At 47.9% G+C, this 19,989-nt stretch carries 20 protein-coding genes; 15 read left to right on the top strand and 5 right to left on the bottom strand.

Annotated elements, in window-relative coordinates; translation table 11 throughout:
- Positions 1–14 precede the first annotated feature (14 nt).
- Together ICN11_RS07685 and ICN11_RS07690 are read right to left on the bottom strand one after the other, a co-directional pair.
- On the bottom strand, positions 15–1,058 hold the full coding sequence (locus ICN11_RS07685; protein ID WP_216229863.1) for a lysylphosphatidylglycerol synthase transmembrane domain-containing protein: 1,044 nt from the start codon (positions 1,056–1,058) through the stop codon (positions 15–17).
- Positions 1,059–1,106: 48 nt separating this feature from the next.
- The gene (locus ICN11_RS07690; RefSeq protein ID WP_216229864.1) at positions 1,107–2,603 is read right to left on the bottom strand and encodes a glycosyltransferase family 39 protein; all 1,497 of its coding nucleotides are present in this window, start codon (positions 2,601–2,603) and stop codon (positions 1,107–1,109) included.
- A gap of 47 nt (positions 2,604–2,650) precedes the next feature.
- Between ICN11_RS07690 and ICN11_RS07695 the strand changes: the two genes are divergently transcribed.
- Positions 2,651–3,457, top strand: a complete 807-nt coding sequence (locus tag ICN11_RS07695; RefSeq protein ID WP_216229865.1) for a DUF3047 domain-containing protein — start codon at positions 2,651–2,653, stop codon at positions 3,455–3,457.
- Position 3,458: 1 nt separating this feature from the next.
- Here ICN11_RS07695 and ICN11_RS07700 read toward each other — a convergent pair whose 3' ends face one another.
- A complete protein-coding gene (locus ICN11_RS07700; RefSeq protein ID WP_216229866.1) occupies positions 3,459–5,747 on the bottom strand; it encodes a cation-translocating P-type ATPase in 2,289 nt (762 codons plus the stop codon).
- A 73-nt stretch (positions 5,748–5,820) separates the two neighbouring features.
- Here ICN11_RS07700 and ICN11_RS07705 point away from each other — a divergent pair, with 73 nt between their 5' ends.
- From ICN11_RS07705 to ICN11_RS07770, 14 genes are all read left to right on the top strand, one after another.
- Positions 5,821–6,015, top strand: a complete 195-nt coding sequence (locus tag ICN11_RS07705) for a heavy-metal-associated domain-containing protein (protein WP_216229867.1) — start codon at positions 5,821–5,823, stop codon at positions 6,013–6,015.
- 67 nt (positions 6,016–6,082) lie between these two features.
- Entirely contained in the window at positions 6,083–6,730 is a 648-nt protein-coding gene (locus ICN11_RS07710; protein WP_216180691.1) for a DUF47 domain-containing protein, read from the top strand.
- A gap of 11 nt (positions 6,731–6,741) precedes the next feature.
- A complete protein-coding gene (locus ICN11_RS07715; protein WP_216229868.1) occupies positions 6,742–7,752 on the top strand; it encodes an inorganic phosphate transporter in 1,011 nt (336 codons plus the stop codon).
- A 139-nt stretch (positions 7,753–7,891) separates the two neighbouring features.
- On the top strand, positions 7,892–8,986 hold the full coding sequence (apbC, locus tag ICN11_RS07720; protein WP_216863166.1) for an iron-sulfur cluster carrier protein ApbC: 1,095 nt from the start codon (positions 7,892–7,894) through the stop codon (positions 8,984–8,986).
- 24 nt (positions 8,987–9,010) lie between these two features.
- Complete coding sequence (locus ICN11_RS07725; protein ID WP_370623615.1) at positions 9,011–9,532, top strand: DUF3305 domain-containing protein; 522 nt, start codon at positions 9,011–9,013, stop codon at positions 9,530–9,532.
- Positions 9,532–10,092: a DUF3306 domain-containing protein gene (locus ICN11_RS07730; RefSeq protein ID WP_216229870.1), complete on the top strand. Its 561-nt coding sequence runs from the start codon at positions 9,532–9,534 to the stop codon at positions 10,090–10,092. The genes ICN11_RS07725 and ICN11_RS07730 overlap by 1 nt, the downstream gene beginning before the upstream one ends.
- 10 nt (positions 10,093–10,102) lie before the next feature.
- Positions 10,103–12,193 (top strand): 4Fe-4S binding protein, encoded by a 2,091-nt coding sequence (locus ICN11_RS07735; RefSeq protein ID WP_216229871.1) that lies wholly within the window; start codon positions 10,103–10,105, stop codon positions 12,191–12,193.
- A complete protein-coding gene (locus ICN11_RS07740; RefSeq protein WP_216229872.1) occupies positions 12,190–12,834 on the top strand; it encodes a molecular chaperone in 645 nt (214 codons plus the stop codon). Before ICN11_RS07735 ends, ICN11_RS07740 begins: the two co-directional genes overlap by 4 nt.
- Positions 12,835–12,955: 121 nt before the next feature.
- Entirely contained in the window at positions 12,956–13,177 is a 222-nt protein-coding gene (locus ICN11_RS07745) for a formate dehydrogenase (protein ID WP_216229873.1), read from the top strand.
- A 63-nt stretch (positions 13,178–13,240) separates the two neighbouring features.
- Positions 13,241–16,225 carry a formate dehydrogenase subunit alpha gene (locus tag ICN11_RS07750; RefSeq protein WP_216229874.1) on the top strand — a complete coding sequence of 995 codons (2,985 nt, stop codon included), beginning with the start codon at positions 13,241–13,243 and terminating at the stop codon, positions 16,223–16,225.
- A gap of 27 nt (positions 16,226–16,252) precedes the next feature.
- Positions 16,253–16,912 carry a formate dehydrogenase FDH3 subunit beta gene (gene fdh3B, locus ICN11_RS07755; RefSeq protein ID WP_216229875.1) on the top strand — a complete coding sequence of 220 codons (660 nt, stop codon included), beginning with the start codon at positions 16,253–16,255 and terminating at the stop codon, positions 16,910–16,912.
- Positions 16,909–17,145 carry a hypothetical protein gene (locus ICN11_RS07760; protein WP_216229876.1) on the top strand — a complete coding sequence of 79 codons (237 nt, stop codon included), beginning with the start codon at positions 16,909–16,911 and terminating at the stop codon, positions 17,143–17,145. The genes fdh3B and ICN11_RS07760 overlap by 4 nt, the downstream gene beginning before the upstream one ends.
- A gap of 47 nt (positions 17,146–17,192) precedes the next feature.
- Positions 17,193–18,263, top strand: coding sequence for a formate dehydrogenase subunit gamma (locus ICN11_RS07765; protein ID WP_216229877.1), 1,071 nt, complete (start codon positions 17,193–17,195; stop codon positions 18,261–18,263).
- 10 nt (positions 18,264–18,273) lie between these two features.
- Positions 18,274–18,555, top strand: a complete 282-nt coding sequence (locus ICN11_RS07770) for a hypothetical protein (RefSeq protein WP_216229878.1) — start codon at positions 18,274–18,276, stop codon at positions 18,553–18,555.
- Here ICN11_RS07770 and ICN11_RS07775 read toward each other — a convergent pair whose 3' ends face one another.
- On the bottom strand, positions 18,556–19,266 hold the full coding sequence (locus ICN11_RS07775; protein ID WP_216229879.1) for an ABC transporter ATP-binding protein: 711 nt from the start codon (positions 19,264–19,266) through the stop codon (positions 18,556–18,558).
- Entirely contained in the window at positions 19,259–19,954 is a 696-nt protein-coding gene (locus ICN11_RS07780; RefSeq protein WP_216229880.1) for an ABC transporter permease, read from the bottom strand. Before ICN11_RS07780 ends, ICN11_RS07775 begins: the two co-directional genes overlap by 8 nt.
- Positions 19,955–19,989: the final 35 nt, after the last annotated feature.

Genomic DNA, 19,989 nt, shown 5'->3' on the forward strand with positions numbered 1-19,989 from the left:
GGACTCTAAAAGAATTATTTCCGTTTTAATAAAAAGTAAGCGCCGGGTAGTACTGATAAAACAGTAATGGCACCATAGCTAATGGAAGCTAATACTGTCATGGAAGGACTTACGCCCCACAATGCCAGTACAGAAGAGAGTGTGGCCTCGCGTAAGCCCCAGCCAGAGATGCTGATTGGCAACATTAGCAAGAGACTTAATGCAGGCAAGCCAATCATGAGGGCTTCAATCGGAGCGTCTACTCCATAAGCCTTGAGGCAGAAGAGCAGGGTCAAAATAGTGAGGGAATGAATGCCGATCGCAAATGCAGCTTGAGCCACATTCATAGGCCAAGAAAAGGCCAACTTAATGCCAGGTAAAGCGTGATTCATTTGCAGGCGATCCAATAACTTTTGCAAGAGATTGCAGCTAGGACCCCAAGCCAAAATGGCAGCAAGCAATAAACCCGCCAAAATCATGATGCCGGTGACGGCATAACCCAGGTCTGTTCCCCAGGCGGCTAAAGTAGCGCCACCCAAAATGAGTCCTAGACCGCCGAGTAAATTGTTTCCAGCCAAGCCAAGTAGGCGATCTACTAGAACCATGGAAAAACTCAAACGTAGTTTGGGAGTGGCATGCTCCAAGTCAACAGAGTGATGAAGTTCTTCATCAAGCTCTTTTGCTTCAGTTAATTTGCCACTGCTATTTAAATGGGTCGCAGTAATAGCGCGATAGCTATCACCACCAAGCGTACTCGGTAATCCTTGATTGATCAGTCCGCCAGCAAAGTAGAGCGCTACAAAATTGATGAGGCTTCCCTGAAACCCGACTTTGCGCATTAAGAATCCCCAGCGCAATCCACCGCAAATAAATGCTGAGAGCATCATTAAGCCGGCTGCCAAAAACCACCAAGGCTGCATCTGAATTTCAGAATCTAGGAGTGCATGCCAATCAATTCCGCTGGTGGCTTTCCAAAGGAGGGCGACCGACAGCAAAATGCGAATCGTGGGCCAAGCCCGCTTGAGAATTGCTTTCCACCCAGATGTGGCTTTTGGGGTGGTTTGGGGTTGTGAACTCATAGGCGTAAGGATAATGCCTTGAGACCCTAAGGTCTTGAATTTGGGGAATTAACGCGCTACCCCAGCATCCTGCCAGTTACGGCAAAGGCTGTAGTCAAATTTGGACAAAACCTGCCCAAAGCGGATGATTTCTAGGCTATCTAAGGGCTCGCATGCCTCAAAGGCCAGATTACCTCCAATTGGCGGCTCAAAAGCCATGCCTGACCAGTTGATTAGCAATACGCTTGCACCAGCTGGCAATTGCCCAAACCAGAGGTCAAATTGGTCCTGCCGTTGATCGAGTACAAAGACTGGAAGTGGTTGCGCATACCAAGCGGCACGACTACCCAAAGTCCAGTTTTGTACCGCAATTCCGTTTGCTTTAGTCGCTACTGCCAATTCAGATGCTTTCTGGCCGGCAACTTTCCAGCCATAGAGATCGGCAATCGGATTGGATTTGATGGCAGCAGTATTAACTCCTCCAGCTAAAACATACCCAAACCCTAGCAAGCAAATCAGTATCTGCCCAACAAGCAGTATGCGTATTGCCATGCGTTGCTGCATAGCCCAGGCCTTGGCTAAACCAATGCCGGCAAATGGTGCCAGACAAAACCAAGCTGGTGTAGTCCAGTGGGGAAGGCTGCCGCCACCAGATAGTGCAGCGAAAATGATGAAGGGGATCGCAAAGAAGCTGAATAAAGCAGTGAGAACGAGCTTCTGCGAGTAGAGGCAATTCTTCAGAAATGTATAGCTACCTAAAAGCAATAGTGGCCCAAAGCACGCAATTTGAATGCCCACAAAAGCGGCAACTCTGCGCCATGCCCAGGCGCCACCACCGCCATGGGCAATTTGATATTTGAATGAGATCCAATCATTGACCCAGTTCCAATACAGGACTGGACTAATCACGAGCAAGGCAATGGCTGCAGCCATCCAGAAACCCACTTTGGAGATCCAGGCCTTTTTGGGTGAAGCTAAGAAAACAAACAGTAAGGCAAACGCAGTAAATGCAGCGGTGTATTTGCTAAGTCCCGCCAAGCCCAACAACAAGCCGGTGATGGCCCAGTCCGCAATGGAGAAGTGATCTTTTCTGGTCCAACGCAAAGCCATCAACATCAAGCCAAGGCTTAAAGGGGCAAGAAGGGTATCAGGCAAAAGACCAATTGCTAAAACATGGGGCAGTGGTGCTGCAATGATTGCTAAAACGGCCATGTACCCACACAGCTTGGCTGATGGAAGGGTGGTGGTTAAGTAGCCTGTATTACGCCCCTGAATGAGGCGATGAATTTCTAGCGTGACTCGGTATACCAAGAAAGCAGATAGAGTCCATAGCAATTCCGGAATGAGACGAATGATCCCTTCGGAAGAGGTTAGGGTAACTAGTGGCCACTGTATCCAGCCCACTAGTGGTGGGTGATCAAAGTAACTCCAAGCAAGGTGCTTTGCATATAAAGCGTAATGGGCTTCATCCACAGAGAACTCAATTGAAAAGCCGAGGGCAAAATGCACCACCGCAGCAATGCAGATGCTGATAGCGGCCCAGCTAGAGGGTGATTGATGACGCATCACCCGATTTTAGACTTAGCACCTCATTCTTTGGGACAATTCAAGAGATGTTTACAAAAAACCGCTTTCGATCCCTGCTGCTATTGACTGCTATAGCCAGCTTATTGGTAGGCTGTGCCGGCTTTACTGGGAACTCGATCGAGAATGAAGCGGGTCAAGCATTTAATGCTGATCAGTTACCCGCACAAGAGGACTTGCCAAAATTCTCTGCGGAGAAGCCACGAGATGGCATGCCAGATGGTTGGCATTTCTATCGCATTGCGCCCTATAAGAAGAACACGGTTTACCGTCTTGAGAAATACCAAGGCCGTACGGTGCTGGCCGCGAATTCCAAAACCTCGGCTTCTGGTCTTGCGGTAAAGCTTCAACCGCGCTCTGCACAAAACTTATGGCTTCAGTGGGAATGGAAGGCGGTTGGTGCAATGCCGCAAGCGGACAATGCAGATAGTCAGAGTGACGATGCACCGCTTCGCATCTTGGTCGCCTTTGATGGCAATAAATCTAAACTTCCTTTAAAAGAAAAACTCACCTTTGAGATGGCCAACTTAATTAGCGGTCAAGAGATGCCGTATGCCACGGTGATGTATATCTGGTCAGGAAAAAATTCAGTCAACACGGTGTTAAACAATGCGCACACCTCTCGCGTAAAGATGATTGTGGTTGACTCAGGTTGGGATAGCTTAGGTGAGTGGCGCAAGCACGAACGAGATTTAGCTGCGGACTACAAGTTGGCCTATGGAGAGGCGCCAGGCAATGTTATTGGCATTGCATTGTTGACTGATACTGATAACACCAAATCAGAAACCCGCGCGCTCTACGGCGACATTGAGTTGGTGCGCAAGAACCCCAAATAACTTAAGAGTGCTTAGGGTGCCAACGCTTGAGAAGTAGGGTATTACTCAAGACGCAGAAGCTAGAAAGTGCCATTGCACTGCCAGCTAGCATGGGAGATAGGTAACCCAAGGCTGCCATCGGGATACCAATCGTATTAAATGCAAACGCCCAAAATAAATTTTGGCGAATCTTGTCCCAAGTCTTTTTGGAGATATCAATTGCATCCGCAACTAAAGTGGGGTCGCCGCGCATTAAGGTAATGCCAGCAGCTTGCATTGCTACATCGGTACCCGTAGACATCGCCATACCAACATCTGCCATTGCTAGAGCAGGAGCATCGTTGACGCCATCGCCAACCATCGCTACGAAATGTTTTCGACCTTCGGAGTCAATTTGTAACTTCTGAATAAGTTCAGCTTTGTTACTCGGCATGATTTGAGCAAAGACTTCATCAATGCCGATTGTTTTCCCTACTCGGGTAGCTGCTGCTAAATTATCGCCAGATAGCATCACTGTCCGAATATGCAGTGCATGAAGTGCATCGACCGCTGATTGGGCATTTGGCTTAAGCTCATCTCCAAAGGCAATCACAGCTATTGGTGATGACGCTTCACTGCCTTCGCCACTTGCATTCATTAAAACGGAAACAGTTTGGCCTTGCTCAAAACAAGCCTGCGCTTTTTGCAAAACAATCTCGTACTGAGAGCTTCCCTCGAGAGAAGCTACGCTCTGCAAGCGCAGCGTCTTACCGGCAAAGGGGCCGGCACTTGGTATACCTTCAATACCAATACCCGGCAATCCTTTGCTGGATGAAGTGGCAATGGGTGCGACACCTTTTGCTTTTGCGGCATCCAGCAAGGCTTTAGCTAAAGGATGTTCACTCCCTAACTGCAAGCCCGCAGCAGTGGCAAGGATTTGATCCTCGTCGGTAAATGATTGATCAAAGGGAAGTAGGGCAAGCATGCGTGGCTTGCCAATGGTTAATGTCCCGGTCTTATCAAAGGCAACGACATCGAGTCGGTGTGCTAACTCCAATACTTGTGGATCCTTAATCAGAATGCCAAAGCGTGCGGCTATGCCAGTGCCCGCCATGATTGCCGCTGGAGTGGCCAGGCCAAGTGCGCAAGGGCAGGCAATCACTAGAACAGATACGGCGCGCAAGATGGCGATGGACACGGAATCTAGGTAAAGCCAGTTGCCGATGCCGGTGATGAGCGCAAGAATAATCACGGTAGGAACAAAGATGGCGCTCACTCGATCAACCAACTTTTGAATCGGTGCCTTTTGAGTTTGCGCTTCTTCTACTAAATTAATAATTTGTGAGAGCACGCTTTCAATACCAACAGCTTGCGCCATCACCACTAGGACTCCTTCACCATTTAAAGCGCCTCCAATCACTTTGGAGTCCAACGCTTTCTTAACGGGCTCGCTCTCACCAGTGAGTAGCGATTCATCAACATGGCTAGCGCCAAACACAATGACGCCATCAACCGGAATGCGTTCACCGGGGAGCACTAACACCCGATCGCCTGGAAGCACTTGATCTAAAGGTAGATCGCGGTATTGATCTGTGCCGATGCCTATAGTCATGTGAGGATCAACATCAGCACTTAAAACTTTTGCATGTTCTGGCCAGAGCTTTTGTAGGGCGCGAATGGCTTCACTGGTTTGTTGCTTGGCACGCGCCTCCAGCCATTTGCCCAACAAGACCATACAAATAATGACTGCTGATCCCTCAAAGTAGAGTTCATGCGCATGACTTGAAGTGAGCAAGATGTAGAGGCTGAGTCCGTAGGCGGCACTAGTACCAATTGCTACCAGTAGATCCATATTGCCGGCGCCAGCCATCAAAGATTTGAAGCCTGCCTTATAGAAGCGCCAGCCCAAGATAAATTGCACTGGCGTTGCTAAAGCCAGCTGCCACCAGCCCGATAAAGACCAATGCATGCCAAAAGGCATCAAGAACATGGGCAAGAAGAGGGGGGCGGAAAGCAAGAAACTGAGGACAACACGACCCAAGCCGTCGGCAGCCCAAAATGACTTGGCATTTTTCTGCTCCAAATTACCTCGAGCCGAACTCTCTTTGGCCTCGTAACCCGTCTTTTTAACCAGCGCAATGATCTCGGCTAGGCTGGAAGAGCCAGGCCTCACCCGAACCCTTGCCTGCTCGGTAGCTAAATTGACGGTGGCTGCCTCAACTCCCGGAATCTTATCCAAAGCCTTTTCAACTCGGCTGACGCAGGATGCGCAGGTCATTCCGCCGATATCGAGGGTAAAAAACTCTGAATTACTGGATTCTGTGGGGGTCATGTAGAAGATAATCTACCGTAAGGTGAAAAAAGGCCATCAACAATCGTATTTTGACAGTTTTTAAGGAGTAGCTATGTTTACGCTTAAGGTATCAGGAATGACTTGTGGTGGCTGTATCAATGCCGTAACGCGAGCGGTACAAGCTCAAGATCCTCAGGCTCAGGTTCAGGCGGACTTGGCGACCCAGCTGGTGACGCTTGAAACAACGCTTTCCCCCGAATTGGCCGCTGAGCTTATAACAGAAGCTGGATTTCCCGTATCGAATTAAGGCATTGTTTAGAATGAGGCTAGCTTATTAACTCTCGCAGCTTTTCGTTTTTAAAGGATCGTGAATTATGTTCTTCAGTAAGTTAATGCCTCACGATGGCAATTTCTTTGAATTGTTCAACGAACATGCTGCGCATATCGTCTCAGCTTCTGAATCTTTTCTCAAATTCATCGAGCATTACAACGATGAAGCATTGCGTGCGAAATATACGCAAGAGGTTGATAGCGCAGAACATGCTTGCGATGATGTGGTGAAAGAAGTGCACCGTCGCCTCCATAAGACCTTCATTACCCCGATTGATCGTGATCAGATTTTTGACCTAATCAACACAATGGATGACGTTGCTGATTTGATTCAGAACGGCACCGAAGCAATGCACCTCTACAACGTTAAGCAGATGACCGATGAGATGCTTCATATGGCTGAGCTCTGCAACCAATGTTGTATTGGTATGAAAAACGCTGTAGGTATGCTCAAAGATATTTCAGACCCTGAAGTTGCTAAAGCAGCGTTAAAGACCTGTGATGAGATTGATCACTTGGAGTCTGGCGCAGACCGCTTGCTCTCCACTGCGATCACTAAACTATTCAGAGAAGATATCGAAGTGCGCGAGCTGATCAAGCTACAGCGTATTTATGAGTTGCTGGAAGAAGTTACCGATAAATGTGAAGACGTTGCCAATTTAGTTGAAGGCATCGTTCTTGAAAATTCTTAAGGTTAAATAAGTTGGCCTCAATAGAAGTCGCATTTTGGGTAGTGGCGCTTTTAGTAGCGCTAGCGTTGGCATTCGATTTCATGAATGGATTTCATGATGCTGCCAACTCGATTGCTACCGTTGTATCTACTGGGGTGCTCAAGCCTCAGCAGGCAGTTGTATTCGCCGCCTTCTTTAACTTTCTGGCAATCTTCATTTTCCATCTCAGTGTTGCCGCTACTGTAGGTAAGGGGATTGTTCATCCTGCTGCAGTAGATTTGCACGTGATCTTTGGGGCCCTGGTGGGAGCCATCATCTGGAATGTGGTTACTTGGTACTACGGTATTCCTTCAAGCTCTTCCCATGCTCTGATTGGCGGTCTCGTTGGGGCAGCTTTGCCTAAGGCTGGTGTTGATGGTTTGGTGTGGTCAGGAATTATCAAGACCGTGTCGTTTATCTTCATTTCACCAATGGTGGGATTCTTGCTCGGCTCCTTAATGATGTTGTTGGTGGCCTGGGTCTGTCGCAACGCCAACCTCTCAAAAACAGATCGTTGGTTTAGACGCTTACAGTTAGTTTCCGCAAGTGCATACAGCTTAGGTCATGGCGGTAATGATGCCCAGAAGACCATCGGCATTATTTGGCTCTTACTGATCATTACTGGTTATGCAGAAGCGGGTGCGAGTATGCCGCCTACTTGGACGATTATTTCTTGCTACATCGCTATTGCGATGGGTACGATGTTTGGTGGTTGGCGGATTGTGAAAACCATGGGTCAGAAACTCACCAAACTCAAACCTGTCGGCGGTTTCTGTGCTGAGACAGGCGGGGCAATCACTCTATTCATGGCAACGGCTCTTGGGGTTCCAGTATCGACTACCCACACAATTACTGGGGCTATTGTTGGCGTTGGCTCAACTCAACGCGCTAGCGCCGTTCGTTGGGGGGTTGCTGGCAATATCGTTTGGGCCTGGATTTTTACTATTCCTGCTACTGCCTTGATGTCTATGGCGGTTTACTACCTTAGCCTCCTCATTTTTTAAGTCGGTTCAACGGGATTTTCAAAATCTCGTTTTAAGCAATTTTTTGCATGTGCGGTTAATCTACCCACTATTCCATTATTTGTAGTTAATCTCAGTAGATCGTATTGAGATTCCCTTGCGGGATTGTTCTTCTTAGGAGATGTCGGTGGCGCTTACTGTAGAAGCTGTGCAAGCAGCATTAAAGGGTTTAATTGACCCAAATACACAAATCGATTTTGTATCGGCAAAGAGCGTCAAAAATCTAAGGGTAGATGGCGGCGATATTAGCCTAGATATTGTTTTGGGTTATCCAGCGAAAAGTCAGTTTGATGTTATTCGTAAATCCGTTATTGCTGTGCTCCGCGAATTGCCTGAGGTTAAAAATGTGAGCGTCAATGTCAGCAGTCAAATCGTTGCGCATGCCGTACAACGCGGCGTCAAGTTATTGCCCAATGTAAAAAATATTATTGCCGTTGCTAGCGGTAAGGGCGGGGTCGGAAAGTCCACTACTGCAGTCAACCTAGCTTTAGCTTTAGCGGCTGAAGGTGCGCAGGTCGGTATGTTGGATGCAGATATTTATGGCCCGAGTCAACCGATGATGCTAGGCATCACCGGCAGACCGGAATCCATTGAAGAAAACACGATGGAGCCAATGGAAGGTCACGGCCTTCAGGCAAGCTCAATTGGTTTCTTGATCGATGACGATGCGCCAATGGTGTGGCGTGGCCCGATGGTGACGTCTGCTTTAGAGCAATTACTGCGTCAAACCCGTTGGCGCGATCTCGATTACCTGATTGTGGATATGCCTCCTGGTACTGGTGATATTCAGTTAACACTGGCCCAAAAGGTGCCCGTTACTGGCGCAGTCATTGTGACTACCCCGCAAGATATAGCCTTACTGGATGCGCGTAAGGGTTTAAAAATGTTTGAGAAGGTTGGTGTGCCGATCGTGGGCATCATCGAAAATATGAGCACCTATGTCTGTCCAAGTTGCGGTCATGAGGAGCATGTGTTCGGTACCGGCGGTGGCCAAAAGATGTGTAAAGAATACGGCGTTGATTTCTTGGGTGACTTACCGCTGAATTTATCAATTCGTGAGCAAGCTGATGCCGGTCGTCCAACAGTAGTAGCTGACCCCGATGGCGCTATCAGTGCAATTTATAAAACGATTGCAAGACGGGTTGCCATTAAGGTGGCGGCGCTTTCAAAAGATATGAGTAGTAAGTTCCCCAACATCGTGGTTCAAAACACCTGAGGCCTTATGCGTTTTGCAGTGCTCATGCGTAAGCAGTTTGTTGATAACCCCTGGATTTCCTATCGGTGGGCGCCTCAGGAGGTAATGCCAGACTTCGGGCAATTTACTAACGCAGTCAGCGCAGAGAACAAAATTGTTGGTCAGTTTCTAGGGCGCGATGATCAAGGCGAGTCTTGGTTGTTTACTGGCTATGAGCTCAATCTTTTCCCGGATGAGGGTGAAGGCTACTACCTAAATCTCTCTGCCACACAACCTTGTTGGTTTGTGATGTGGCGCCTAGAGGAGGATGTTGAGCGCTATGTGGATGCTCAATCTATCGAGTTAGCTAAATCTGAAGCAACCATTGCAGTTCCACATCGTATTTGTGTAAGCTATAACGAAGCGGGGCGTTTATTGGATGGTGGTGAATCGGTTGATAACGTCCCCTTGTCTGCAGAGCACGCTTCTTGGCTCCAAGAATTTGTGAATGAGAACTATCGCCCCGAACCTAAGAAGCGTCATCGCCCTGAATCATTCAAGGGTGCCAATCGCGGGGCGGAGGATTAATGGCAGGCGGATTTCTAAATCGTTGGTCGCGTCTGAAGTCTGGGGAGAGCCTAGAGCCCGAGAAAAAAGTAGTCGAGCAGACCAAGCCTGAGTTAACAACCCCTACTGAATCAAAACAGGGGTCTGCTGATGCTAAAGAGCATACGCCCTCGGCAACATTAGAAGATGTAGAGAAGATCGATCGATTTGCTCCTGACTTCTCCGCTTTTATGAAGCCAGACGTAGATCCTGCAGTTCAGCAGGCGGCCATGAAAAAGATGTTCTCCGATCCGCACTTCAATGTAATGGATGGTCTAGATATCTATATTGATGATTACTCTAAGCCGGATCCAATTCCACTCGAAATGCTCAAGCGCATGGTGCAATCCGACATGCTCAACATTTTCCGCAAGGATAGTGACGATGAGGCTCCGAGCGCCCAAACTGCCGCTAATAAAGAATCTAAACCGGAAGAGCAGGCTTTACCCCTAAGTCCACAGACTGATTTAACATCCACACCAGCACCTATTCAGGAAGCGGGAGATAAAGACCTCGTGCCCGTGGATAAGAAAACCAGTTAAGAAGAAATCAATGAGTCAAAAATTAGTCTGTAATTGCAACGGAACCATGCCTTTGGATTCAAAGGCCCTTGGTGTCACTATGCATACTTCCTTATGTAGGCAGGAAATTGGCTCAGTCATTAAGGCATTTGATGGCAGTGACTCTATTGTCATTGCCTGCACTCAAGAGCGCGCTTTATTTGGTGAGTTGGCTGAGCAATCCGAAAAGCCTTTGGTGGCACCATTACGTTTTGTCAATATTCGAGAAGTGGCTGGTTGGACTCAAGAGGCTAAAACCTCCACACCGAAGATCGCTGCATTGCTTGCCTTAGCTGATATGCCGGAGGCAGAGCCTGTACCAGTCGTGAATTATGAAAGCCAAGGTCGCTTACTGATTGTTGGCCCTGGAGACCAAGCTTTGCCTTGGGCTGAAAAACTCAGCGACTCTCTCGACGTATCTGTTTTATGTACAGAGTCGGGCGCCTTGCCGATTGCAAGAAACTTCCCGATCTATACAGGCGAAGCCCTGAAGTTAGACGGTTATCTCGGTAAATTTTCAGTCGACTGGAATTTGCAAAACCCAATCGATCCGGAGATGTGCACTCGTTGTGGTGCCTGTGTTGAGGTTTGCCCAGAAGGTGCAATTGATGATTCATTCCAGATTGACTTGGATAAATGTAAATCCCACCGCGCTTGTGTTACCGCCTGCGCTGGTATTGGTGCGATTAATTTTGATCGAGTAGAGCGTCAGCGTAATGCTGAGTTTGACTTGATTATGGATCTGCGCGCTGATCCGAAGATGCGCATGAGTCAAACACCACAAGGTTATTTTGCTCCCGGAAAAGATCCGCTTGAGCAAGCTTTGGTAGCAAATCAATTATTGGACTTAGTTGGTGAATTTGAAAAACCTAAATACTTTTCCTATGCCGAAAAGATTTGCGCGCATGGCCGTAATGGCAAAGTAGGGTGCAGTGCTTGTATCGACGTCTGTTCTACGGGCGCCATCTCCTCTTTGTTTAAGAGTGGGCAGGGCACTGTAGAAGTGAATCCTAATTTATGTATGGGTTGTGGAGCTTGCTCAACAGTTTGCCCATCAGGTGCGATGCGCTACAACTATCCAAGCGTCAGCCATCAGGGTAAAGAGATTAAAACTCTCGCGAATGTATTTACTGCCGAGAGCGCCAAGATCAAACAGGTGCAAGCGCCTGCTTTGCTCTTGCATACACTGAAGGCCGGAACTCAGGCTATAGATTCTCTAGGGCGCTTGGCCCATTTAAGACCAAAGCAGTTTGAGGGATTGCCATCTTTCGTATTGCCTTATGGAATCGAGCATATTGCTTCCACTGGCCTGGATTTATGGTTGGGTGCAATCGCCTATGGTTTTGGTGAAGTTATTATGTTGCTCACTGGCGATGAGGATCCCGCTTATCGCGCCGCACTAGAAACGCAAGTTGATTTGGGTAATGCAATTTTGGCAGCCTATGGGTTTGATGCCAGACTTTCGCTAATACAACTCTCATCCGCTGATGATTTGCAGCCTGCATCCCAGGCTATGGGCAAGCTGCGTCAGCGCGGTGCTCTGCAAGCAATTTGTTCGCCTGCCAGTTTTGGTTTGGGCAATCAAAAGCGCGAAACCATTGAGATGGTTTTGGAGCACTTCCAAAAGCAAGCTAAAGCACCGCTTCCAGCAGGTGGCGCTGCATTGCCAAAGCCCTCATTCTTAGGCGGTCTCAATATCAACAAAGATGCCTGCACACTCTGCATGTCTTGTGTGGGCAGCTGTCCTGAAGGTGCTTTGCTGGATAACTTGGATGAGCCCAAACTTTCCTTCATTGAGAAGCAGTGCGTTCAGTGCGGCATCTGCGTTCAAACTTGCCCAGAGCAAGCTCTGTCATTAGCGCCCCGTTTGCAGACCATTGAAGAGCGTAAGCAAAAGGTGGAGCTCAATGAAACTAAGCCTTTCCATTGCATTAGTTGTGGCAAGGTCTTTGGAACGGCGAAGATGGTGGATTTGATGCTGGTAAAGCTAGGTGCCCATGGCGCCTTTGCTGGAGCTGGACTGGATAGACTAAAGATGTGTGGCGATTGTCGCGTTGTCGATATGGTGAAAAAAGAAATATGAGTGAGCAGATAAAAGAAGGTGCCTCAACTGAGGTTGGAGATGTGGGTCTGCCAGAGGATTTGGCTAGAGCTGATCTATACGGCTTGATTGCTAGGTTTTTTCATCAGCCGCCAGATCAGGAGTTATTGGATCAAATAGCTGCCTCTATTCCAGATGATCAGGAAAGCCAGTTTGATGATGCGCCGTTGGCTAAGGTATGGAATAGCGTAGTAGAGGTTGCCAAGAACAACTCTGCCAAAGCATGGCATGAGGAATTTGACCGCAACTTCATCAGCGTGGGGCGTCCCAATGTCATTCTCAATGGCTCCTTTTATATGGCGGGCCATTTAAATGAAAAACCTTTGGTTGATATTCGTCGGGCATTAGATACCTTCGGCTTGGAGTCGGCCGAGGAGGTTACGGAAACTGAGGATCATTTATCGGCGCTATGCGAAGTGATGCGCTACCTCATAGCAGGGGATGATGTCGAGGTCTCCAACCTCACCAACCAACGTGCTTTTTTCAATGATCATATCCGTCCTTGGTATGACGAATTGTGCGATGCAATAGAGGGCATTCCAGATATGCATCTTTACCATCCAGTAGCTGCATTAACTCGAGAGTTTCTCGCGATTGAAGGGCAGAGTTTTGACATGATTTAATGTTGCGCTGCACCAGATGAATACCCTTAGGAAAATAAAAATTCCAAATATGCAAAAAATGCAATTACCAATTACCAATTACACTTGTTCAATATCAATTTGCACTAAATGGGAGCATGCGATGACTACTAAATCCGCAACTGCAGTAAATGAGGGAAACAAGCCTTCACGTAGAAAGTTTTTCATCGGAGCGGGTGCCACAGTTGGTGCCGTTGCTGTTGCTTCGCAAACATCCATTGGTAAGGCAGTGATTCAGGAAATTGGCAGCACTGTTCAAGGCAAGGATGACGGTTATCAGTTGTCTGCGCACATTCGTAAGTACTACGAAACCACGATGCTTTAAACCCAGTTGTGAATGAAGTCGTTTCCAAATAATTAAATAAAAATATTTTCTCAGGGACAACATATGAGTCTGACTCGTAAATCCAATACCCCACAGAGCGGCCGCTCTACACCTGCCTCACGCCTCATCGGTAGCTTGTCACGTGGACTGCAGTCTGCAGTGCCAACGATGGATCGTCGTACCTTCCTTAAGCGCTCTGGCGTTGGTGTTGGTGCTGGTATTGCGGCAAGCCAACTCAGCTTGGTGCAAAAGGCGGTTGCCGAGCCTAGCAAGGCAATGCTTGACGGCAAGGGCAAGATTGAAGTGAAGAGAACGATTTGTACTCACTGCTCCGTAGGTTGCGCAACTGACGCTACTGTTGAGAATGGTGTTTGGGTTCGTCAAGACTCCGCATTTGATTCCCCGATTAACTTGGGTGCTTACTGTGCCAAAGGCGCATCTCTGCGTGAGCATGGACATGGAGATTTCCGTCTTCGCTACCCAATGAAATTGGTTGATGGCAAGTACCAAAGAATTTCTTGGGACCAGGCTTTAACTGAAATCACTGCGCAGATGAAAGATTTGCGTAGCAAGTACAGCCCAGATTCACTTTTCTTTATTGGCTCCTCAAAGCACAACAACGAACAGTCCTATTTATTGCGTAAGTGGGTTTCTTTCTTTGGAACCAACAACACAGACCATCAAGCTCGTATTTGTCACTCCACTACAGTTGCCGGCGTTGCAAACACTTGGGGCTATGGTGCGATGACCAATAGCTACAACGACATGATGAATGCCAAGGCAGCTTTGTACATTGGCTCTAACGCTGCAGAAGCGCATCCAGTGTCCATGCTCAGCTTGTTGCATGCAAAAGAAAACGGTTGCAAGGTGATCGTGGTTGACCCGCGCTATACCCGTACTGCAGCCAAGTCTGATCAGTATGTTCGCATTCGCTCTGGTACAGATATCCCATTCTTGTTCGGTGTTCTGTATCACATCTTCAACAATGGCTGGGAAGATAAGAAATACATCAATGACCGCGTATACGGCATGGATGAGATCCGCAAAGAAGTGATGGAGAAGTGGACTCCAAAGAATGTTGAAGAGGCTTGTGGAGTTCCAGAAGCGCAGATGTACAAGGTTGCTGAAACAATGGCGAAGAATCGTCCAAGCACTTTGGTCTGGTGTATGGGTCAAACACAGCACACCATTGGCAATGCCATGGTTCGTGCATCTTGCATCTTGCAATTGGCTTTAGGCAACATCGGTAAGTCCGGTGGTGGCGCAAACATTTTCCGTGGTCACGATAACGTGCAAGGTGCAACTGACGTTGGTCCTAACCCAGACTCATTGCCTGGCTACTATGGCCTTGCAGCAGGTTCATGGAAACACTTTGCAAGCGTATGGGGTGTTGACTATGAGTGGATCAAAGGTCGTTACGCACCAGACATGATGGAGAAGTCTGGTACTACGGTTTCTCGTTGGGTTGATGCGGTACTCGAGAAGAGTGACATGATTGATCAGCAAACCAATGTCAAAGGTTTGTTCTTCTGGGGTCATGCACCAAACTCACAAACTCGCGGTCTTGATATGAAGCGCGCGATGGATAAGTTGGATTTGTTGGTTGTGGTTGATCCTTACCCAAGTGCTACAGCAGCTATGGCAGCAATGCCGCCTGCTGAAGGTCAGACAGTAAACAAAAATCGCAATGTTTACTTATTGCCAGCTACAACTCAATTTGAAACAACAGGTTCAGTTACTGCCTCAAACCGCTCATTGCAGTGGCGCGAGAAGGTGATTGATCCACTATTTGAGTCCGTTCCTGACCATGTGATCATGCAAGCATTTGCTGACCGCCTCGGTTTCGGTCAAGAATTGTCAGTGAATTACAAGATGTTGAGCTCAAAATTTGCGGGCAAGCAGTGGAGAGAGCCTGAAATTGAATCCATCTTGCGCGAGATTAATCGTTCGGTATGGACAATTGGTTATACCGGTCAAACTCCTGAGCGCTTGAAGGCTCACATGAGAATGGCTGGCGTATTTGATCCGAAGACATTGAAGTCACGCGGTGGTGTTGATCCAGTAACTGGTTACGATACAACGGGTGATTACTACGGTTTGCCTTGGCCTTGCTACGGCACTGCTGCGATTAAGCATCCAGGCTCGCCCAACCTCTATGACACTAGCAAGAGCGTTATGGAAGGCGGCGGTAATTTCCGTGCCAACTTTGGTGTGGAGAAAGACGGTAAGAATTTGTTGGCAGAAGATGGTTCTTATTCCAAAGGTTCAGCAATTACCACTGGCTATCCAGAATTTGATCACGTACTCGTGAAAAAACTCGGCTGGTGGAATCAGTTGACTGAGGAAGAGCAAAAGCTTGCAGAAGGTAAAAACTGGAAGACCGACTTATCTGGTGGTATCCAACGCGTAGTAATGAAAAACGGCTGCCATCCATTTGGTAATGCCAAAGCGCGTGCAGTTGTGTGGAACTTCCCTGATGCCATTCCGACTCACCGCGAGGCGCTCTACAGTACCAATGCGCCAATGATGCGTAAATACCCAACAGCTGCGGATAAGAAGAATTTCTGGCGCTTGCCGACTCTCTATAAAACAGTTCAGGATAAGAACTTGAATGAGAAGCTCTACGAGAAGTTCCCAATCATTCTGACCTCTGGTCGTTTGGTTGAGTACGAAGGTGGAGGAGACGAAACTCGTTCCAACCCATGGTTGGCTGAGTTGCAACAAGAAAACTTTGTGGAGATCAATCCTAAGGCCGCAGAAGATCGTGGCATTAAGAATTGGGACTACGTATGGGTTAAGTCACCAACAGGCGCCAAGATCAAAGTGCGTGCATTGGTAACCCCACGCGTTGATCAAGGTACTGCATTCGTACCATTCCACTTTGCCGGTTGGTGGCAAGGTAATGACTTGCGCAAATATTACCCAGAGGGCGCTGCCCCAGTAGTTCAAGGTGAAGCGGTAAATACTGCGACGACCTACGGCTACGACATGGTAACGATGATGCAAGAAACCAAAACCACCATGTGTCAAATCGAAAAATTTGCCTAAGTTAAAAAATAAAGTCAGGAGAACATCATGGCAAGAATGAAATTTATCTGCGATACAGAACGATGCATTGAGTGCAACGGCTGTGTCACAGCTTGTAAGAACGATAACGAAGTGCCTTGGGGTATTACACGTCGCCGAGTTGTAACGGTGAACGACGGTGTAATTGGTCAAGAGAAATCTGTATCAGTTGCTTGTATGCACTGCTCAGATGCGCCTTGTATGGCTGTTTGCCCAGTGGATTGCTTCTACCGTACCGATGAAGGTGTCGTGCTGCACGATAAAGATATTTGTATCGGTTGTGGCTACTGCTCTTTTGCTTGCCCATTTGGTGCTCCTCAGTTCCTGAGCAAAGGCGCCTTTGGCTCCCGCAGCAAGATGGACAAGTGCACATTCTGTAGCGGCGGACCAGAAGCTAACGGTAGCGTTGCCGAGTTTGAGAAATATGGCCGTAACCGCTTGGCTGAAGGTAAGTTGCCTTTATGCGCTGAGATGTGTTCAACCAAGGCATTGATCGGTGGCGATGACGAAGTGATTTCTTCTATTTACGCTAAACGTGTATCAGTACGCGAAGCAAATGGTCGATATCCAAGTAAAGATATCTTCGGTTGGTCGACGGCTTATGGTCCCTCAGGATCTCCTGCACCTAAACCAACGCCTGCTGACAAAATTCCAGGAGCAAAGTCATGAAATTGAATTTCAAAACTCTCGGTTTATGTTTGGCAGCCGGCACTTTCTTGCTTGCCTGCTCAGAGCCCCCGGAAATTGCAGCGAAGGCTGCAAAGCGTCCTGATGTAGCTCCTTATATGGGCGCTGACAATGGATTCATGACAAAGGGTTGGACTCCGGGCGATCAAGCTAGTTGGATGGAGGCGATTAATAAGCGCAATCAGAAGCAATCTGAGTATTCACGCGCTAAGTGATCAGTTAAACAACAATAAATAGAACGAAAACGTTTAAGGACATTTGTATGAATCGATCATTCTCTAAAGTTCTACGCACTTTGGTGGTGGCGGCTGGATTGTCACTCAGTCTTGCGAGTAGCTTGAGCTTTGCGGAGCGCGCTCCACTGGTTCCGCTTCCTTCGCCTAGTGGCGTTGACCATCCCTTGTATGTGCCGGCCAATCCAAGCGATTTATCAAAAGGTAGCGAAGCGCAATCTCGCCCAGCGAATACCGCACCTCCGGCTAGTCAATCTATTTGGGGTACGGCCAATAGCGATCCGTATAACTATGTCAGTATTCCAGACAAAGAGGCGAGCGTATTGATTCAGCGCGCTGGTCAACAGTGGCGTGTGATTCGTAATGGTGTGATTACTGTCTACGGCGGTTGGCTTTTAGCGCTAGCTTTCTTTGGTGTAATCGCGATGTATACCCTAAAAGGTCCAATCAAATTACATGAGCCCTTGTCTGGCACTAAGATTAAGCGTTTTAATGCCTTTGATCGTCTGACTCATTGGACTATGGCATTTAGCTTTATTGGTCTGGCATTCACTGGCCTAATGATTCTTTACGGTAAGTACTTTGCACTTCCTCTGATGGGTGGCGTAGCTTACGGATCATTCTTAATGGTTTGTAAGAATATTCATAACTTCACAGGACCATTGTTCACCCTCAGCATTGTGATTTTCTTCCTCCTCTTTGTTCGTAAGAACATTTTTGGAGAGGGCGATATGGCTTGGTTAATGTCTTTCGGTGGGATCTTCTCCGGTAAGCATGTGCCAGCTGGTTTCTTTAACTTTGGTGAGAAGTTCTGGTTCTGGTTTGGCATGGTATTCCTAGGCTTGATTATTTCTGCCTCAGGATTTGTGCTCGACATGATCGTGCCATTCATGGACATCCAATACTTGCGCGGTACTATGCAGTTGGCCAACATCATTCATAGCTCTGCTGCTATCTTGATGACAGCGATGGCAATGGGTCACATCTACATCGGTACAGTTGGCATGCAAGGTTCGATTGACGGCATGAAGACTGGCTACGTTGATGCAACCTGGGCTAAAGAACACCATGAAATTTGGTACAACAAGATTAATAAATAAGGACAAAGCCATGAAAAAAATCATCGCTTTCACACTCTGTTCATTTGCAAGTGCAGCTGCATTCGCTGCCCTGCCTCCCTTGACACCTGAGGCTCAGGCAGCAGCCGATCTTGCAAAGGCAAAGACCGCGTATTCTGGTAAGGTTGGGGCTTATCAGCTTTGTCAGGCCCAGAATAAGGTAGCTGATAAGTTCAGAGTTTCTGGTACTCCAGCTCCAGCAGCCTGTGTAGCTCCACCACCATTCGTGGCGCCAGTGGCAGCAGTTGCAGCTCCTGCGCCAGCAGCAAAGTAATTAGCCTGAAAGTAACTCTTGATGTAAGTAGCGTTTAGCTGCTTGAGTCTGAGGATCAGCAAAGAAAGGACCTACGGGTCCTTTTTCTTTTATCTGGCCCTGATCAATAAAGATGATGTATTCCGCCAACCTTTGCACTTGTGCAAGCTGATGGGATGTGAAGATTACATCTGAGCCTTGCAGCTTAAATTGACGAATAATTTCTTCAACTTGCTCGGTTGTATTCGGATCGAGATTCGCTGTAGGTTCATCCAGCAAAACCAACTTCGGCTTTTGCAAAATGGCTCTTCCCAAGCAAAGCTTTTGCCTTTCACCTGCCGAGAGTTTGTGGGCGGGGCTGTTGGCGAGATGGCTTAAGCCAATCTGCTCAATGACTTCATCAATTTGGATTGAGCCAATAGAAGAATCTGAGTCCTTCACCATAGCAAGATTGGTTCTTGCTGAGGCCTTAATCATTGGCGTATGGTGCAACACCAAGGATGACTTCATGTGATCATCCGAAAAGGTAATGGTGCCTGAATCTGGCTTGATCAAACCATCGATTAATTTCAGAAAGGTCGTTTTGCCAGCGCCATTAGGTCCAATGCAGGCGCAAATGCGATCTGCAGGAATGACTGCATGAGGAATGTCTAATATGATCCGCCCATCACTTTTGACAATGACGCCTTTGAGCTCAATGAACTGCTGGAATTGTTCGGAGGAATTAACCATAGCGACGCTCTGCAATTTGGCGAACTACAAATGTGAATAGGTTTGCTAGCAATACGATGCCGAGCAAAATAATGCCTAGGGCTAGAGCTAGGGGCAGATCCCCTTTGCTAGTTTCCAGGGCGATTGCTGTGGTCATGGTGCGAGTAGAGCGGTCAATATTGCCACCCACGATCATGACGGCGCCCACCTCAGATATCGCTCTGGCTAATCCCGCCAGGACCGCAATCGTCAGGGAGAAGCGGCAGTCCCAAATAAGCCATTTCAGGGCAGAAAGCCTGGGAAGTCGAAGCGCTCTAAATGAGTCCCGATGAATTCTCCAGGAATCCTCAAGGATTTGGCGGCTTAGGGCTGCAATTAAGGGTGTTGTCAGCAGTGTCTGGGCCAGGATCATGCCCTTGGGCGTAAAAAGCCATCCCCAGACTCCTAGGGGCCCTGTGCGGGAGAGTAAAAGGTAGACCACAACGCCAACAATCACCGTTGGAACGCCCATCAAGGTATTTAAGGTGACCGTAATTGACTGTTTGCCCTTAAATTCTTCGGTAGCTAGTAAGGCGCCAATCGGTAGGCCAAGCAAGGTGCCAAGAAGCAGGGCGCTCAAACTCACCTGAAGTGAGATCAGCACGATGCCAACCACTCCGGCATCTAAATGCACAAGCAGTCCGAAAGCATCCTGAAAGGTCGTAAACATGGGCTCGATTCTAGCAAGGCGGTGGCAAAATGGCA

It is taken from the genome of Polynucleobacter sp. 78F-HAINBA (assembly GCF_018882325.1).
Taxonomy (GTDB): Bacteria; Pseudomonadota; Gammaproteobacteria; order Burkholderiales; family Burkholderiaceae; genus Polynucleobacter.

Coding starts and splice junctions, on each gene's coding strand:
- ICN11_RS07685 (WP_216229863.1), bottom strand. CDS start 1,058: ATGAGTTCACAACCCCAAACCACCCCAAAAGCCACATCTGGGTGGAAA.
- ICN11_RS07690 (WP_216229864.1), bottom strand. CDS start 2,603: ATGCGTCATCAATCACCCTCTAGCTGGGCCGCTATCAGCATCTGCATT.
- ICN11_RS07695 (WP_216229865.1), top strand. CDS start 2,651: ATGTTTACAAAAAACCGCTTTCGATCCCTGCTGCTATTGACTGCTATA.
- ICN11_RS07700 (WP_216229866.1), bottom strand. CDS start 5,747: ATGACCCCCACAGAATCCAGTAATTCAGAGTTTTTTACCCTCGATATC.
- ICN11_RS07705 (WP_216229867.1), top strand. CDS start 5,821: ATGTTTACGCTTAAGGTATCAGGAATGACTTGTGGTGGCTGTATCAAT.
- ICN11_RS07710 (WP_216180691.1), top strand. CDS start 6,083: ATGTTCTTCAGTAAGTTAATGCCTCACGATGGCAATTTCTTTGAATTG.
- apbC (WP_216863166.1), top strand. CDS start 7,892: ATGTCGGTGGCGCTTACTGTAGAAGCTGTGCAAGCAGCATTAAAGGGT.
- ICN11_RS07725 (WP_370623615.1), top strand. CDS start 9,011: ATGCGTAAGCAGTTTGTTGATAACCCCTGGATTTCCTATCGGTGGGCG.
- ICN11_RS07730 (WP_216229870.1), top strand. CDS start 9,532: ATGGCAGGCGGATTTCTAAATCGTTGGTCGCGTCTGAAGTCTGGGGAG.
- ICN11_RS07735 (WP_216229871.1), top strand. CDS start 10,103: ATGAGTCAAAAATTAGTCTGTAATTGCAACGGAACCATGCCTTTGGAT.
- ICN11_RS07740 (WP_216229872.1), top strand. CDS start 12,190: ATGAGTGAGCAGATAAAAGAAGGTGCCTCAACTGAGGTTGGAGATGTG.
- ICN11_RS07745 (WP_216229873.1), top strand. CDS start 12,956: ATGACTACTAAATCCGCAACTGCAGTAAATGAGGGAAACAAGCCTTCA.
- ICN11_RS07750 (WP_216229874.1), top strand. CDS start 13,241: ATGAGTCTGACTCGTAAATCCAATACCCCACAGAGCGGCCGCTCTACA.
- fdh3B (WP_216229875.1), top strand. CDS start 16,253: ATGGCAAGAATGAAATTTATCTGCGATACAGAACGATGCATTGAGTGC.
- ICN11_RS07760 (WP_216229876.1), top strand. CDS start 16,909: ATGAAATTGAATTTCAAAACTCTCGGTTTATGTTTGGCAGCCGGCACT.
- ICN11_RS07765 (WP_216229877.1), top strand. CDS start 17,193: ATGAATCGATCATTCTCTAAAGTTCTACGCACTTTGGTGGTGGCGGCT.
- ICN11_RS07770 (WP_216229878.1), top strand. CDS start 18,274: ATGAAAAAAATCATCGCTTTCACACTCTGTTCATTTGCAAGTGCAGCT.
- ICN11_RS07775 (WP_216229879.1), bottom strand. CDS start 19,266: ATGGTTAATTCCTCCGAACAATTCCAGCAGTTCATTGAGCTCAAAGGC.
- ICN11_RS07780 (WP_216229880.1), bottom strand. CDS start 19,954: ATGTTTACGACCTTTCAGGATGCTTTCGGACTGCTTGTGCATTTAGAT.